Origin of the sequence: Ideonella sp. (assembly GCF_036277275.1) — a bacterium.
GTDB lineage: Bacteria > Pseudomonadota > Gammaproteobacteria > Burkholderiales > Burkholderiaceae_C > Ideonella.
Genome location: NZ_DASUNH010000165.1, coordinates 46,827 through 62,698, shown reverse-complemented (window position 1 = coordinate 62,698; position 15,872 = coordinate 46,827). Strand labels below are relative to the sequence as shown.

The 15,872-nt window shown below is 70.8% G+C and carries 15 protein-coding genes; 5 read left to right on the top strand and 10 right to left on the bottom strand.

Annotation, left to right across the window (positions count from 1 at the left end; translation table 11 throughout):
* The first annotated feature begins 18 nt into the window (after positions 1 to 18).
* Complete coding sequence (locus VFY73_RS28225) at positions 19 to 735, top strand: nucleotidyltransferase family protein (RefSeq protein ID WP_329724918.1); 717 nt, start codon at positions 19 to 21, stop codon at positions 733 to 735.
* A gap of 77 nt (positions 736 to 812) precedes the next feature.
* The gene (locus VFY73_RS28220; RefSeq protein ID WP_329724917.1) at positions 813 to 1,565 is read left to right on the top strand and encodes a class I SAM-dependent methyltransferase; all 753 of its coding nucleotides are present in this window, start codon (positions 813 to 815) and stop codon (positions 1,563 to 1,565) included.
* A gap of 42 nt (positions 1,566 to 1,607) precedes the next feature.
* On the opposite strand, the gene VFY73_RS28215 is transcribed toward VFY73_RS28220, so the two are convergent.
* From VFY73_RS28215 to VFY73_RS28205, 3 genes are all read right to left on the bottom strand, one after another.
* Positions 1,608 to 2,081, bottom strand: coding sequence for a GNAT family N-acetyltransferase (locus tag VFY73_RS28215; RefSeq protein WP_329724916.1), 474 nt, complete (start codon positions 2,079 to 2,081; stop codon positions 1,608 to 1,610).
* Entirely contained in the window at positions 2,078 to 3,058 is a 981-nt protein-coding gene (locus VFY73_RS28210; protein ID WP_329724950.1) for an aldo/keto reductase, read from the bottom strand. Before VFY73_RS28210 ends, VFY73_RS28215 begins: the two co-directional genes overlap by 4 nt.
* A 238-nt stretch (positions 3,059 to 3,296) precedes the next feature.
* Positions 3,297 to 5,099 carry a glycoside hydrolase family 15 protein gene (locus VFY73_RS28205; protein WP_329724915.1) on the bottom strand — a complete coding sequence of 601 codons (1,803 nt, stop codon included), beginning with the start codon at positions 5,097 to 5,099 and terminating at the stop codon, positions 3,297 to 3,299.
* Positions 5,100 to 5,202: 103 nt separating this feature from the next.
* Here VFY73_RS28205 and VFY73_RS28200 point away from each other — a divergent pair, with 103 nt between their 5' ends.
* From VFY73_RS28200 to VFY73_RS28190, 3 genes are all read left to right on the top strand, one after another.
* Positions 5,203 to 7,458: a trehalose-6-phosphate synthase gene (locus tag VFY73_RS28200; protein WP_329724914.1), complete on the top strand. Its 2,256-nt coding sequence runs from the start codon at positions 5,203 to 5,205 to the stop codon at positions 7,456 to 7,458.
* Positions 7,436 to 8,212 (top strand): trehalose-phosphatase, encoded by a 777-nt coding sequence (gene otsB, locus VFY73_RS28195; protein ID WP_329724913.1) that lies wholly within the window; start codon positions 7,436 to 7,438, stop codon positions 8,210 to 8,212. The genes VFY73_RS28200 and otsB overlap by 23 nt, the downstream gene beginning before the upstream one ends.
* Positions 8,213 to 8,472: 260 nt before the next feature.
* Positions 8,473 to 8,790 (top strand): hypothetical protein, encoded by a 318-nt coding sequence (locus tag VFY73_RS28190; RefSeq protein WP_329724912.1) that lies wholly within the window; start codon positions 8,473 to 8,475, stop codon positions 8,788 to 8,790.
* Positions 8,791 to 8,856: 66 nt separating this feature from the next.
* On the opposite strand, the gene VFY73_RS28185 is transcribed toward VFY73_RS28190, so the two are convergent.
* The 7 genes from VFY73_RS28185 to VFY73_RS28155 form a co-directional block, all read right to left on the bottom strand.
* Positions 8,857 to 9,276, bottom strand: coding sequence for a VOC family protein (locus VFY73_RS28185; RefSeq protein ID WP_329724911.1), 420 nt, complete (start codon positions 9,274 to 9,276; stop codon positions 8,857 to 8,859).
* A gap of 60 nt (positions 9,277 to 9,336) precedes the next feature.
* Positions 9,337 to 10,110: a hypothetical protein gene (locus tag VFY73_RS28180; RefSeq protein ID WP_329724910.1), complete on the bottom strand. Its 774-nt coding sequence runs from the start codon at positions 10,108 to 10,110 to the stop codon at positions 9,337 to 9,339.
* Positions 10,111 to 10,225: 115 nt separating this feature from the next.
* Positions 10,226 to 11,806 (bottom strand): hypothetical protein, encoded by a 1,581-nt coding sequence (locus VFY73_RS28175; RefSeq protein ID WP_329724909.1) that lies wholly within the window; start codon positions 11,804 to 11,806, stop codon positions 10,226 to 10,228.
* 291 nt (positions 11,807 to 12,097) lie between these two features.
* Positions 12,098 to 13,459: a PQQ-binding-like beta-propeller repeat protein gene (locus tag VFY73_RS28170; protein ID WP_329724908.1), complete on the bottom strand. Its 1,362-nt coding sequence runs from the start codon at positions 13,457 to 13,459 to the stop codon at positions 12,098 to 12,100.
* Positions 13,456 to 14,223: a hypothetical protein gene (locus VFY73_RS28165; protein ID WP_329724907.1), complete on the bottom strand. Its 768-nt coding sequence runs from the start codon at positions 14,221 to 14,223 to the stop codon at positions 13,456 to 13,458. Before VFY73_RS28165 ends, VFY73_RS28170 begins: the two co-directional genes overlap by 4 nt.
* 181 nt (positions 14,224 to 14,404) lie before the next feature.
* On the bottom strand, positions 14,405 to 15,280 hold the full coding sequence (locus VFY73_RS28160) for a GNAT family N-acetyltransferase (protein WP_329724906.1): 876 nt from the start codon (positions 15,278 to 15,280) through the stop codon (positions 14,405 to 14,407).
* Between the two features lie 45 nt (positions 15,281 to 15,325).
* Complete coding sequence (locus VFY73_RS28155; RefSeq protein ID WP_329724905.1) at positions 15,326 to 15,853, bottom strand: O-acetyl-ADP-ribose deacetylase; 528 nt, start codon at positions 15,851 to 15,853, stop codon at positions 15,326 to 15,328.
* Between the last annotated feature and the right edge of the window lie 19 nt (positions 15,854 to 15,872).

The following is a 15,872-nucleotide window of genomic DNA, read 5'->3' as shown; positions in this document are numbered from 1 at the left end:
TCGCCGGCCGGAGCAGCGGTGAGCCTCCAGGCGCCGCCGCGCGCGATCGTGCTGGCCGCGGGCCGCGGCGAGCGCATGCGGCCGCTGACCGACACCTGCCCGAAGCCGCTGCTGGTGGTGCAGGGCCGGCCGTTGATCGAATGGCACCTGGATGCCCTGGCCGCAGCCGGCGTGCGCGAGGTGGTCGTCAACACCGACTGGCTGGAGGACCAGTTCCCGGCGGTGCTGGGCGACGGCAGTCGTTTCGGCCTGAATATCCGCTATTCGATGGAAGGACGCGACCACGGCGGCGCGCTCGAGACCGCCGGCGGCATCGCCAAGGCACTGCCCTGGCTGGCGCCGCAGCACGACACGGCGCCGTTCTGGGTCGTCTCGGGCGATGTGTTCCTGCCGGGTTTCGACTTCTCCACCGCCGCGCTGGACGAGATGGCGGCCCATCCCGAGCGGCTGGCCGAGCTGTGGATGGTGCCCAATGCACCGCACCACCCGCGCGGCGACTACGGCATCGGCCCGGATGGCCTGGCGCTGGCCCATGCGCCGCAGCGCTACACCTGGGCCAGCGTGGGCCTGTTCCGCGCCGCGATGTTCAGCGACATCGTGCCCGGCACGCGCATGCCGCTGCGGCCGCGGCTCGATGCGGCGATCGGTGCGCGCCGCCTGGGCGCGCGGCTGTGGCACGGCGCGTGGACCGATGTCGGCACCCCCGAGCGGCTGGCGGCCTTGAACCAGGGCTGATTCGGCGCAGAATGCCCCCCGCGGCGCGAGCGCCGCAGCCCGTCCTCCACGGCCATCCCCAGCAGAACCGAGGTCCCATGATCGCGAGCTTCTACGACGAACTGGCGCCCTTCTACCACCTGCTGTACGGCGACTGGGAGGCGGCCTCGGCCCAGCAAGGCCGCGCGCTGGCCGGCCTGCTCGGGCGCCACGGCATCGGTCCCGGCGCGCATGTGCTGGACGCCGCCTGCGGCATCGGCACCCAGACGCTGGGCCTGCTGCCCTACGGCTACCACGTCAGCGCGTCGGACATTTCGCCGGGCGCCGTCGGCCGGTTGAACGAAGAGCTGCTCCAGCGTGGTCTGAAGGCCCAGGTGCGCGTCGATGACATGCGCACCTTGCTCGAGTCCGAGGACGCCAGCGCCGACGCGGTGATGGCCTGCGACAACAGCGTGCCGCACCTGTTGACCGACGGCGAACTGCTGCAGGCCTTTCACAGCGCCTACCGCTGCCTGAGGCCGGGCGGCATGCTGCTGCTGTCGGTGCGCGACTACGCCGCGATTGAACGCCAGAACCCCGACGTGCGTCCGTACGGCTTGCGCTACGAGAACGGCGACCGCTTTCTCGCGACCCAGGTCTGGGAGTGGGATGGCGACACGCACTACGACCTGCGCGTCTACCTGACCCATGAATCGCCGGCCGGCGAATGCCGCACCCAGGTGCTGAAAAGCCGCTACCACGCGGTCACGATCGACCAACTGCTGACGCTGATGCACGCCGCCGGCTTCGTCGACCTGCGCCGCCACGACGACGTGCTGTTCCAGCCGGTGCTGACAGCGCGCAAGCCCTGACCCGCTTGCGGCGGGCCGACGTTGACGCCCGCCGCGGGTCGCTCAGGCGCGGCCCGCGGCGGCCGCCGTGAGGTGCGCCTGCGGCACCACGATCTCCATCAGCCGCTCGGGATGCGCCAGCGGGGTGAACTGGAACGCTGCATACAGGCCGTGCGCATCGCGCGTGGCCAGCATGAAGCGGCGCAGGTGCTGCAAATCCGGGTGGGCCTGGATCGTCCGCATCAACCATTTCGACAGCCCCTGCCCGCGGTGCGCTTCGAGCACGTAGACGTCGCACAGGTAGGCAAAGGTTGTCCGGTCGGTCACGACGCGGGCATAACCGATCTGTTCGCCGGCATGGTAGAGCCCGAAGCTCATCGAGTGTGCCGCCGCGCGCTCGACCAGCGCGCGCGAGATGCCGGGCGACCAGTAGCTGCGCGTCAGGTAGGCGTGGACCGCTGCGAAGTCCAACCGCGCCGGGTCGGTCGAGATCTCGTAGTCGCCCCGACTCACCACGAAGGCTGGCGCCGCGCTCATTCGGCCAGCGGCGAGGTGATCGCCTCGATGCGCGACATCAGCTCCGGCGTCAATTGATCGGCCACCGCCAGCGCACCGAGGTTGCTGTGCAGTTGCTCGACCTTCGACGCGCCGGTGATCACGCTGGACACACGCGGGTTCTTGGTGACCCAGGCGATTGCCAGCTGGGCGGTGGTGGCGCCCAGGTCGCGGGCGATCGGGGCCAGTTCGGCGACCGCGGCGTTCTTCGCGGCGTCGGTCAGGCCGTCGCGCAGAAAACCCATGTTCTCCATCGCGCCACGCGAGCCGGCCGGCACGCCGGCTGCGTACTTGCCGCTCAGCAGGCCCGAGGCCAGCGGGCTCCAGGTGGTCAGGCCGAGGCCCAGGTCCTCGTACAGCCGCGCGTATTCCTGCTCGACGCGCTGGCGATGGAACAGGTGGTACTGCGGCTGCTCGACGACCGGCTTGTGCAGGTGGTGGCGCTCGGCGATCTCCCACGCGGCGCGGATGTCGGCCGCGCTCCACTCGCTGGTGCCCCAGTACAGCGCCTTGCCCCGGGTGATCATGTCGCTCATCGCCCAGACGGTTTCCTCGACCGGCGTCTGCGGGTCGGGCCGATGGCAGTAGACCAGGTCGATGTGTTCGAGGCCGAAGCGCTTCAACGAACCGTCGATCGCCTGCATCAGGTACTTGCGGTTCAGCGTGTCGCGCCGGTTGGTGGCGTGGCCGGTGCGGTCCAGTCCCCAGAAGAATTTCGTCGAGACGACGTAGTTCAGGCGCGGCCAGCCCAGGCGTTTGATCGCCTGGCCCATCACCTCTTCGCTGCGACCGCCGGCGTAGGCCTCGGCGTTGTCGAAGAAGTTGATGCCGGCGTCGTAGGCCGCGGCCATCATCTCGACCGCCGCATCGACGTCGACCTGGTTGTGGTACGTGATCCAGGAGCCGAGCGACAGCTCACTGACTTGCAGGCCGGCGCGGCCGAGGCGGCGATAGCGCATGGGGGTGGCAGGCGTAGGCATCGGGCGCTCCTCGTTTGTGATGATCGGCAAAGCAACGAGGTTAGCGCGCTCGTGTGGCAGATGCATGCCGTGGGGCCATGTGGCCGCGACCGAAGGGTTTGGAGAGCGCGCGAAGCGTCGCTCTTCTTCAACGGGCGTGCGCGGATCCGGCTCTGCCGGTCCGCTGCGCGAGCCCCCTTTGGGGGGCAGGCCCCGGAAGGGGTCGTGGGGCCAACAATCACACTGCATCGGCCCAGGGCGCGGACAGTTGCATCGCGCCATTGATGATGCCGACCATCGAGTAGGTCTGCGGAAAGTTGCCCCACAACTCGCCGGTGGTCGGGTCGAGATCCTCGGACAACAGTCCGACGTGGTTGCGCCGGGCCAGCAGCGCCTCGAACGCCTCGCGCGCCTCGTCGCGCCGGCCGGTGCGCGCGAGCGCATCGACGCGCCAGAAGGCGCAGACGTTGAACGCGGTCTCGGGCCGGCCGAAGTCGTCCGGCGCTTCGTAGCGGCGCATGAACGGCCCGTCGCACAATGTTCGCTCCATCGCGTCGACCGTCTTCATGAAGCGCGGGTCGGACGCCGGCAGGAAGCCGACCTCGGCCATCAACAGCACGCTGGCGTCGAGCTCGCGGCCGCCGAAGCTTTCGACGAAGGCCTGGCGTTCGTCGCTCCAGGCCTCGGTCAGGATGCGGTGGCGGATCAGGTCGGCCCGCTCGCGCCAGAAGGTGACCCGCGACGGCTGCTTCAGCACATAGGCGATCTTGGCCAGCCGGTCGCAGGCGGCCCAGCACATCAGCGACGATGAGGTGTGGATGCGCGCGCGGGTGCGCAGCTCCCACATGCCGGCGTCTGGCTGGTCGTAGAGCGAGAACGCACGCTCGCCGACCTGCTCCAGCTGGGCGAAGTCGCTCGCATCGGCGCGACGGAACAGCCGATGGTCATGGAAAGCCTGCGAAGAGCCGAGCACGATGTTGCCGTAGACGTCGTGCTGGAAGTGCTCGTAGGCCTGGTTGCCCACGCGCACCGGGCCCATGCCGCGGTAGCCTGGCAGTTGCTTCTCGATGCGTTCGGTCAGCTGGCGTTCGAGGTCAATGCCGTACAGCGGCTGCACGTGGCCGTCGGCGCTGCGCACCACGTCGTGCATCCAGCGCAGGTAGTCTTCCATCGTGCCGACTTCGGACAGGCTGTTCAACGCCCGCACGACGAAGAAGGCGTCGCGCAGCCAGCAGAAACGGTAGTCCCAGTTGCGGCCGCTGTTCGGCGCTTCGGGCAGGCTGGTGGTCATCGCGGCGACGATCGCGCCAGTCTCCTCGAACTGGCACAGCTTCAGCGTGATGGCGGCGCGGATCACCGCATCCTGCCATTCCAGCGGCACCGCGAGCCGGCGTGTCCACTGTTGCCAGTGCAGCATCGTCTGCTCTTCGAAGTCGCGCGCGGTCTGCTCGATGCCGCCCTCGAAGGTTTCATCGGGCCCGAGGATCATGCTGACTGGCGCATGCAGCGAGAACCAGCGCTCGGCGGCCACATAGGTCGGCGGTGCGCTGGTGTTCAGGCGCAGCGTCTGGGCCGGCAACACATAACGCAGATGATTGCTGCCACGCGTCAGCTCGGGCGCGATCGAGCCCCACTCGCCGCGCGGTCGCACGATGAAGCGGATGCGCGGATGTCCGTGCAGCGGCCGTACGCGGCGCACCAGCTGGGTCGGGCGGAACATGCGGCCGTGGTGCCAGAAGCGGGGGCAGAAATCGGTCAGCTCGATCGCCTGGCCCTGGTCGTCGTAGAGTCGGGTGCGCACAATCGCGGTGCCGGGCACGTAGGCCTGCTCGCTGCGCACCATGTTTTCGAGTTCGACCGACAGCCGGCCATCGGCGCGCTCGCCAGTGGGCGCACCCAGCAGCGCATGGAACACGGGGTCCCCGTCGAAACGGGGCATGCAACACCAGACGATGTCCCCTTCACGTTCGATGAGGGCGCTGACCGCGCAGTTGCCGGTGAGGGCGAGATCGAGTGTGCTTGCTTTTGGATCGATGTTCATTGACACAAACTCAAACGGTTAGGTTGTGCGGACTGGCCTACCCTGACCGACCGTCCCCAGGCGGCCGGGCACGGCGTTTGCCCCTCGGTTGCCAATGTTCACCATGAAAACCCTTCGTCTCCAACTTCGATTCCTGGTTCCACTGCTTTTGACATTAACGGTGGCAGCCCTGGTGGCCTTGCCGTTGATGGACAGGCTGACGCTACGCTGGTTTGCACGCGATCTCAACACCCGCGATGCATTGGTGGCCAATACGTTGTCGGATGCAATCAACGAGGCCCAGGCCGACGGCAAATCCTGGCGTATTCAGTCCCTGTTTGACAGTGCGGTCCAAGATGAACGACTGGTTGCAATCGCGCTGTGCGGGCCGGGCGGCGAAATGCTGCGCCGGACCGAGGGCTATCCGAAGACGCTCGGCTGCACCCGTGCCAGCGAACTGGCCGAGCAGACCGTGCCGCGCCTGTTGCTCGAGTCGGGCTCGGTGCATGTGGGCGTGCAGCCGCTGAAAGCCGACGCAGCCGATGGCAGCAGTCTGGTGATGCTGCATGACATGAGCTTCATCGACAAGCGCAGCGCCGACACCCGGCGCTATTTGGTCGGCTTCATCGTGCTGCTGGGCCTGGCGATCGCGCTGATCACCGTGATCGTGGCGCAGATCAGCTGGCGCGGTTGGGTTTCGGGCATGCAGGGCATCTTGCGGGGCGAGGGCCTGCTGGTGCCGCTGCTGCCGCCGCCCGAGCTGCAGCCTTTTGCCAGCGAAGTCCGCGCGCGCTTGCGCGACCTGGAAGACGAATACCGCCGCGGGCTCGACCTGGTCACGGTGTGGAACCCCGAGCGGCTGCGTTCGCTGCTGCAGACGCAGTTGCGCGGCGACCAGGTCATCGTCGTGTCCAACCGCGAGCCCTACCTGCATGAACGGCTGGACGATGGCCAGGTGATCGTGCGCCGCCCGGCCAGCGGGCTGGTGACCGCGGTCGAGCCGGTGATGCGCGCGTGTTCGGGCACCTGGATCGCGCACGGCAGCGGCAGCGCCGACCGCGATTTCGTCGACAGGCACGACCGCATCGCCGTGCCGCCGGGCACCAATGAATACTCGCTGCGCCGCGTCTGGCTGACCAAGGACGAGGAAGAGGGTTACTACAACGGCTTCGCCAACGAAGGCCTGTGGCCGCTGTGCCACGTGGCGCACGTGCGCCCGGTGTTCCGCGAGTCCGACTGGCAGATGTACAAGCATGTCAACGAGCGCTTCGCCGATGCGGTGGTCGCCGAAGCGCGCGGCGAGGACCCGGTCGTGCTGGTGCAGGACTACCACTTCGCGCTGCTGCCGGCGATGATCCGCGAGCGCCTGCCGCGCGCGACGATCCTGACCTTCTGGCACATCCCCTGGCCGAACCCCGAGTCGTTCAGCATCTGCCCGTGGCGGCGCGAGATCCTGCAGGGCATGCTGGGCAGCACGATCCTCGGCTTCCACACGCGCTTTCACTGCAAGAACTTCATCGAGACGGTCGACCGCAATCTCGAAGCGCGCATCGAGCACGAGCACTCGACGATCTCGTTCCACGACAAGGAGACGCTGGTCGAGAGTTATCCGATCTCGATCGACTGGCCCGAGGGCGACCAGGGCTGGGCTCCGGTGGACGAATGCCGCCGGCGCGTGTTCGAACGCCTCGGCCTGGGCCCTTTCACCTGCCTGGCGGTGGGGGTCGACCGCTTCGACTACACCAAGGGCATCCTCGAGCGCTTGCATGCGGTCGAGCGCCTGCTCGAAAAGCGGCCCGAGTGGGTCGGCAGGTTCGTCTTCGTGCAGGTCGCCGCGCCCACGCGCAGCGCGCTGGAGGAATACCGTGCCTTCCAGCAGCGAATCCACAGCGTGGCCGACCGCATCAACACGCGCTATGGCCAGCCGGGTTACCAGCCCGTGCGCCTGCTGGCCGAGCACCACGAGCACGAGGCGGTCAACGAGCTGTTCCGCGCGGCCAACATCTGCGTCGTGACCAGCCTGCACGACGGCATGAACCTGGTCAGCAAGGAGTTCGTCGCCGCGCGTGACGACGAACAGGGCGTGCTGGTACTGAGCCGCTTCGCCGGCGCGGCCCGCGAACTCTCCGAGGCGCTGATCGTCAACCCGTACCACGTCGAGGAAACGGCCGATGCGCTGCACCAGGCCGCCACGATGCCGGCGGCCGAGCAGCGCGAGCGCATGGCCAGCCTGCGCATGACGGTGCGAGAGAACAACGTCTTCCGCTGGGCGGGCCGCATGCTGGCCGACGCCGGCCGCTACCGGCTGCGCGAGCGCATTGCCGCGCGGGTGCAACGCCACAAGAACACCGAGCTGGATGAAACGACTCTTCACGCCTGAAGGCGAAGCGGCGCTGCTGGTCACGATGCAGCGCCGCCCACTGCTGGCCTTCGACTTCGATGGCACGCTGGCGCCGATCGTCGCCCGCCCGGGGGATGCGCGGGTGCCCGCGCCGGTGGCCCACCGGCTGCAGCGCCTGGCGGGCCGCTTGCCGGTCGCGGTGGTGTCGGGGCGCAGGGTGCACGATGTGCGACCGCGGCTGCTGTTCACGCCGTGGCGCATCGTCGGCAACCACGGCGCGGAGGACGAAGCCGAGCCGGACGCCCCCGTGGTCGACCTGACGCCGGCGCGTGCGCAGCTCGAGGCGTCTGCCGCCGCCTTGCGCGCGGCCGGGGTGGTGGTCGAAGACAAGGGCCTGTCGCTGGCGCTGCATTACCGGTTGGCGAGCGATCGCGACGCGGCGCAGCGTGCGATTGCCGACGTGGTCAATGCATTGCCGCCGTCGCTGGCGGTGTTTGGCGGCAAGATGGTGGTCAACATCGTCGCCGCACAGGCCCGTGACAAGGCCGATGCGGTGGCCGCGTTGGTGGCAGCCAGCGGCGCCGACGCGGCGGTGTTCGTCGGTGACGACGTCAACGACGAGCCGGTCTTTGCGCGCCCCGAACCCAGCTGGTTCACCGTGCGCGTCGGGCAGGATGACCCGAGTTCGCAGGCCCGCTATTTTCTCGACGGCCCGGCCGATCTGCCGCGCCTGCTGGACCGCATGCTCGAGTCCCTGCCCGGCGGGATGTCGGACACACTCGACAGCCTGTGACGGGTGACGCGACACGGCGCGGCGAGATCTGATCGCTGCGCCGATTCGTGGCTCAGTCAGTTCCGCCCGGCGCGGCGCCTGTCACGAAAGGTCGCCGAGCGTGGCTGGGGCCTTTGCCGGGGCGGCCCGGTGGTGATGTAAGGTCGCCGTCGCCGATGAAAACCAGCCGCCGACACCCTCTCGCCCGTCCCCGCGGGCCCCTGCTGTGGGGCCTGTGCTTGTCTGCGCTGGCGCCGGCCGGCGCCGGTGCCGCATCATGCGTGGACATGCGTGGCGGCGAGTTGGTGCTGAGCGCTTCGCCAGATTGCGTTGCGCAGATGCGGCGCGATCCGGCCGTGCGGCAACAGCTCGCGCAGCGCATCGGCAGCCAAGTCGGGAACCCGGCGGGCAGCCCGGCTGTCGTCGCCACCGCGGCCGCTCCCCCGGCAGCAGCCCACCGGCGTGATGCGGCGCATGGACGCAGCCGCGGCCTCGACCACCCGCTGGCGCGGCTGTCGATGCTGAATTCGCAAAGCCGCTACCTTTGGTCGCTGGGCAACCCGGCGCCCGCCTACTACGGCCAGACGCAGTCCCGCTGAACGGCCAGGTGCGACGCGCCCGCTCAGGGTTGGCCGAGCGCCAGGGTCAACGGGCGCGGACCGCGCTCACCAGGCACCGACGTTGGGCATCGATGTCCACGGTTCGGCCGGCGCCAGCGCTTCGCCCGCCTGCAGCAGCTCGATCGAGATCTGGTCGGGCGAGCGAACGAAGGCCATGCGGCCATCCCGCGGCGGCCGGCTGATCGTCACGCCGTGCTCCATCAGCCGGCGGCACGCCGCATAGATGTCCGGCACCGCGTAGGCCACATGGCCGAAGTTGCGACCGCCGGTGTAGGCCTCGGGATCCCAGTTGTGCGTCAGCTCGATCTGTGCCGCAGCGTCACCCGGCGCGGCCAGGAACACGAGCGTGAAGCGTCCGGCCGGCACCTCCCGACGCGAGACCACTTCCAGGCCCAGCGCGTCGCAGTAGAAGCGCAGCGACGCATCGAGGTCCGTCACCCGGACCATGGTGTGCAGGTATTTCATCCGGCCAGTCTCGCAAACCCGCCGCGGGCCTGCCATTGAGGGGGCATCGCCTGGGTGTGTTCACCCCTGCGCATCGGGTCTGCGGGGTGCGCCCGCCGCGAAGGCCGCGCGCAGCCGTTGCAAGGTGGCCTGGTTCAGCTCGCGGGTGTGGTGGTTCCAGCGCGCCATCGCCTGCTGGATCTCGGCATCGAGGCGGTCGACCAACGGGCGCTCTGCGTTCGTCACCGCCCAGATCGCGAATTCGGCGCGGGCTTCGAAGCTGCCGAAGCGTTGCAGTGCCGACTCGAACTCGGCTCGGGCCTCGTCGTGGCGGCCGGCGCCGCCGAGGGCGCGCCCCAACGCGAGGGCGATTTCTTGCGCGCGGAAGCCTGCGTCGTGGGCCCGGATGGCCTGCAGTTGACTGGCCGCCTGCGCGTGGCGGCCGCAGGCCAGCCAGGCCTGCGCGGCGCCCCAGCGCATGTCGAGGTCGCTCGCGAACGGGCCCTTCAGGCAGGCCTCGTAGTGGGTCGCCGACTCTTCGGCCTGGCCGGCGTCGAGCAACGCGGCGGCCAGGCGCATCTGGTTTTGCGCGGTCGGGGTGTAGTCGAAGGCGGCGCGTGCTTCGCGCAGTTCGCGGGTCGGGTCCAGCGCTTTGGCGGCGATGGCCACCGCCTTGCGGGCGCCGCGGTCGAGTCGGGAGTTCGGCAGGTAGACCGCCACGAAGTAGACGACGCTGCCAAGCAGCGGAAACGAGAACAGGATGATCAGCCAGTACATCGGCTGGCCGCTGCGCACGACATGGATCGCAAAGAAGATCGCGACCAGAAAATGAAGGCCGAGGCCGACGAACGGCATGTGAATTCCTCCCCAGGTGACGGCGCGACTGCGGTGCGCTCAGGCGCCGAATTGTCGGCGCTGAACGGGCTGGGGCAAGCCCGGCGCGGGACCCACCACCGACGCGGCGGCAACCTCAGCCGGCTCGCCCGGCCGGCCCCTTGAGCCGCAACAAAGGCTGGTGGGCCGCCAGCTGCTGCAAGGCCGCGGGCCAGGGCACGTCGGCCGACTGGCAGTACAGCTGGCCGACACCGGCCGGCGTGATCACGCGCGCCAGCAAGGGGCTGTAGGCCTGGGCCCACTCGGCTTCGCCCAACCCGCAGGCGGGGTCGACCTGCAGCAACAGCGTGACGATGTGATAGCGGCGACCGCCTGGCGCGTCGACCTCTTGCTGCAGCCACAACGCCTGTTGCACCGCATGGTCGGCGGCCAGCGCCTGACGCAACGCGCCCACCCGCCAAGCCGCGGCGCGCACCGGCCCGGCGGCGGCCCAGCCGAGGGTGTCGGCCTGTTGGCGGGCGTCGTTGCGGCGCTGGCGCGCATCGGCCAACGACTGCCGCACCTGCGTGCCCAGCGGCATCCGGCCGGGCATCGGCTCCAGCAGGCGCAGGCAGGCCGGGGCCTCCAACCCGGCGCAGTGGCGGGCCGAGGCCTGCAGCCAGAGCGTCGCTTCGGCCGCATCGTGCCCTTGCCAGGCCACGCCGCGCCAGTAGGCTTGCAGCGGTGCGACCGCGTCCGGGCTGCGGCCGTCGTCGGCTGGCGGCGGCAGCGCATGGGCCAGGGCATGGGCGCACTCCAGCCGGTGCTCTGCGTCCGTGATGCCGGGCTGGTTCAACTCGATGGCGCAGGCGTCGCGCCAGCAGGCTTCGGCGCGCCAGGCGCGTGCGTTGGCGGCCTGCCAGCGCTCCCGCTCGATCGACAGGCGCTGGCGCCATGCCGGCGGGCTCCACCAGCGCGGGCCGGCGGCATCGCCCGCCGGCACCGCCGGCAGTGTGGTGGGGGCCGCCCAGCCCAGCGCCTGCAGGCGGGCTGCGGCCGAGGGATGCGACAGGGGATGGTCGCCGTGGGCGGCGTGGCGCTCGCCATCGACGCGCAGCGCCTGGTCCAGCTCGGCGGCGTCGATGGCCGCGCCGAGGCCGGGGGCCGCGCGGTGCCACGGCGCGTCCGGCAATGGGCCGTCGCCGAAGACGGGGGTCGGCTTTGCGGACGCCACCGCCAGGCGCACGAGCGCTTCGCCCAGGGCCTGCGCCGAGGTGACCTGGGCGGCCCAGGCGTCGGCCTCGTACTCGGCCCGTGCGGCGGCGTTGTGGGCCGGCCGATCGAGCAGCGGGCCGAACCAGCGCGCGCCGCCGGCCGCTCGCGCCCAGCCTGCATCGACGTCGCGGCGTCGCCAGACCCGCCGCCAAGCCTGCCGAAGCCAGCACAGCCAATAGCCGAACCAGCCGAAATGGCGCGAGAAGTGGACCATCTCGTGGGCCACCACCGCCTGCATCTGGGCGGCCGACAGCCCGGCCAGCAGAGGCAGGCCCAGCGCGAGCGTGCGGTGCCGGCGCCATGGGCGACCCGGGTGCTGGTGCTCGATGGCTGCGGCGCCAGGCTCGGTGATGAGCACCACACGCTCCAGCCGGGGCATGCGCAAGCGGTCGGCCAGTTGATCGAGCACCTGCCACAGGGCGGGGGCCTCGTCACGGCCGACGTCCTGGCCCCCGGTCAGCATCTGGCCGTCCATCAGGCACCCGGTGGGCCGAGCCGCACGACGACCCGCCCGCCCAGGCGCCGTGGCCGGCCCGGTGCAGGCGTTTCCAAGACGGCGCCGAAGTCGCCGAGTGGCATGAGTGTGGTCCCTCGTCTTGTCGCGGGCGCGCAGCGCGGTAACGCTCTGGCCCAGCCGTATCGGCAGCATTGTTCCCCGTGGCGCGCACCGCGCCGCTCCCCAATTCCCCGGGTGGGGCTGTCAGGGTCGTGTCAGCGCCTCGGCGGCAGCGCCTGAAGGGCGCTCAACGTGCCTTCAGTCGGCCAGGGCGTACAGGCGGCCGTCGGTGGCGCCGACATAAATGACACCGTCGACGACCAGCGGTGTCGACAGGAACGAGCCGAGGCCGAACTGACGTGCTGCGCCGATCGCCATCGCGTCGTGCCAACCGGTTGGGAACAGCATCGGCGCGTTGAGCTTGCGCTGGCTGGTCAGCGCCCATCCCAGGTTGGCTTGTGAACCCTCGGTCTGGAAGTCCCACAGCAGCGCACCGCTGGCCACGTCGCGTGCCTGCAGGCTGCCGTTGAGCACGCCTTGCAGCAGCACGTCACCGGCCAGGCTGGGCGACGCGAACATGTAGGCCGGTGCCTGCTGCTGCCACACCGGCTGGCCGGTGGCCGCGTCCACCGCGTGCACGAGGCTGGTGTCCGAGGTGGCGAAGTAGACCCGGCCCGCATGCACTGCCGGCGAGGTGATGACCCAGCTCGCGCCGGTCGGGAAACGCCACTTCTCTTGCCCGGTGCGCGCGTCGAAGGCATAGAGGTGGGCGTCGCGGCTGCCGCTGTAGACCACGCCGTCGGCGACGGCCGGCGACGACTGGAAGCCTTGTTGGTTGGCCATCAGCGGGTCCAGCCCGCCCTGCGCGTGCCACAGCTCGCGGCCGGTCTTCGCGTCCAGCGCGTACAGCCGGCCGTCCCAGCTGCCGATGAAGATGCGTCCGTCGGCGTAGGCCGGCGAGGCGTGCACGACGTTGCCGGTCTTGAAGGCCCAACGTTGTGCGCCGGTGGCGGCGTCGAGCGCGTAGACCTGGCCATCGCCGCTGCCGAAGACCACCAGCCCCTCGGCCAGCACCGGGCTGGACAGGTAGACGTCGTAGGGATCGGCAAAGGTCTGCGTGCGCGGCTGCATGCCGTGCAGGCCCTTGGCCTCGAAGCGGCGCTCGCCCTGGGTCGCGAACTTCCATTGCAGCGCGCCGGTGGTCGCGTCCAGCGCATGCAGGCGGCCGTCGTAGCTGACCACATAGACGCGGCCACCGCCGACCGCCGGGCTCGAGGCGACCGGCCCGCCGGTGCGATGCATCCAGCGCTGGCGGCCGCTGGCGGCGTCGATGGCGTAGAGCTGCCCGTCGTCGCTGCCGACATAGACGATGCCGTTGGCATGGCTGGGCGACGAGCTGATGCGATCGCCGGTCGGGAAGCTCCAGCGGACCTTGGGCAGCGCGCGCGGTGCGGGGCTCGTCTGAACGCCGGTGTGGGCGGGGTTGCCGCGGAAGCTGGCTTGCGCTGCGGCCGGCCCGCAGGCGAGGGTCAGGCCGGCGGCCAGGATGGCCACCCAGGTGACCGCCAGCACGGTGGCAGCCGGTGACGGGCGGCGCCGGTGACCAGCGGCGCGCATCATGAGCCGCTCCCACCGCGCAGGCTGGCACCGTCGCGCTGCAGGCGCAGCGGCGCTTCGAACGGACCCTGCGTGAAGCTGGCGTCGAAGCTGCCGGTGGCCGCATCCCACTGTCCTTCGAGCCGGATGCCGGCGGCGCTGGCCTCCAGCGTGACGAAGCGATCGACCGCATTGACCCGGTCGACCACCAGTTGGGAGCGGCGCTTGCCGACGATCAGCAACTCGCCGGCAGCAGCGCTCGGAGAGGACGTCGGCTGCAGCGTCAGTGTCACCTCGCGCACTGAGCCACCTAACTCGTAACGTCCGCGCCAGGTGCCGGCCAGGGTGGCCGGCAGGGGCGTGCGCGCCGGGGGCGGGTCGACCTGCGCTTCGCCGCTGCGGCGCAGCACCAACGCGGCGGCGTGACCACCCTGGCGCCAGGTGCCCTCGAGCCGGCCATCGGGCAGCATGCGCAGCGCCAGCTGGGTCGGCAGATCACTCGGCGGACCACGGAACGCGCCGGCCGCGTCGGCTTGCACGCGGCCATCGGCGGCAACTGTCAGGCTGTCCAGCGGGGCGCCCTTGACGCCGCGGCCCGGCAACGTCAACGAGCCGACCCAGTCGCCCGACGCGCCACGGGCCAGGTCCAGCACCACCCGCTGCGGCGCCCCGGGGATGCCCGCTTCGCCTTCCCAGCGGCCGGCCGGGTCCACGGCGGCTGCGGCGGCGAGCGAGGCCGACAGCAGCAGTGGCCCGGTGAGCGTGGATTTCAAACGTCTGGACAGCATTGGCGGTCTCCCGGAGCCGGTGCATCGGTGACGGGCGGTGTGCCCGCCGCGCGATGCTGCGCAGCGTAGGCAGGCCGGCGCGCGCCGTGCGCGCCGATGCGACGAAGCCGGCAAGCCGCGGTGCGAACGCAGCCTGGCGCCGGGCGAATCCGCCCGACCGGCGGTCAGGCCGGCATGGCCGTCAAAGCACGCGGCGCATCAGCCACTGGTGCAGCGCCTGCGGCACGAAGCCCACCCTTTGCAACGCGTCGCCGCCCAGGTCCGGCCGCTGCAGCGCCGGGGCCCGCAGCAGGTGGCCAGGGTAGCGCGCCACCAGCGCCTCGGCCAGCGCCTGGGCGCCGGCCTGCGCCGGGCCCGGATCGACCAGGCTGTGAATGGCCACCGCGCCCTGGGATGGCTGTTCGCCGAAGATCAGCTGCGCATCGCCGCTGCGCCAGGCCTGCAGCGGGGCGTCGGCCGGCGCCGCTGCAGCGGCGACCCGCGTCACTTGCGACGTCACCTGCAGCGGCAGGTCGGCGATGCGCGCGTCAGACGCGTCGAGCCAGCGCCAGGCCTCTTCCAGTGTCACCGATTGCACCGGCAACGCCCCGTTCGCCGCGGGAGCCGGCGCGCGCTCGTAACCGCGCAGCGGGTGCACGATCTCGAAGCCGCGGCCCTGGTACAGGCGCAGCGCCCGGGCGTTGGCGGCAAAGACCTCCAGCTCCAGCGCGCCGACGCCGCTGTCGCGGGCCCGATGGACGAAGTCGTCCAGCAGGGTCGGGGCGGCCCCGCTGCCGCGCGCCGCGGGCAGTGCCCCCATCGTGCCCAGGCGCCAGCGGCCACGCGTCGGGCGCGGCGCCACCAGCGCGAACGCGACCAGCGCGCCCTCCAGCACCGCGCCCCGGCTGAGGGCGAGGTCGATGCCCTGGCGGGCGAGGAATCCCGGCCACTGGGCCAGCGTCAGGTTGAACGGGCCGATCAGATAGTCGGCGAAGGCTGCGGTGAAGGCAGCATGCCAGTCGGCGGGTGCGAGGTCGGTTCCGGGGACGAGGGTGAGGGCAGCGGCGGCGTTGGGCATCGGGATCGGGTGGGGCTGAATCAGGATGGGGCCGTGCAATGGCGGTCAGCGCGGGCCGTCGTCGGCCAGCACCCGTTGGTAGACCATCAGGTCGGCCTCGGAGAAACAACAGAACACCACGTCACCGATGCCGGCCAGCGGCGGCTCGGCCAGTGCGTGGCGCACGGCGGCCACCGCCACGCGTGCCGCCGGCTCCAGCGGATAACCGTAGATGCCGGTGCTGATGCAGGGGAACGCGATGCTGCGTGCGCCCTGGGCCGCTGCCAGCCGCAGCGAGTGGCGATAGCAGGCGGCCAGCAGGTCGGGCTCGCTCTGCAAGCCGCCGCGCCAGACCGGCCCGACGGTGTGCACGACCCAGCGGGCCGGCAGCCTGAAACCCGGCGTCAGCTTGGCTTCGCCGGTCTTGCAGCCGCCCAGCAGCCGGCAAGCGGCGACGAGGTCCGGCCCCGCGGCCCGGTGGATCGCGCCGTCCACCCCGCCGCCGCCGAGCAGCGAGCTGTTGGCGGCGTTGACGATCGCGTCGACGTCGAGCTTGGTGATGTCGGCGCGCAGGGCGCTCAGCGTGGCAGTCATGCGGCAAGTATCCCGTGTC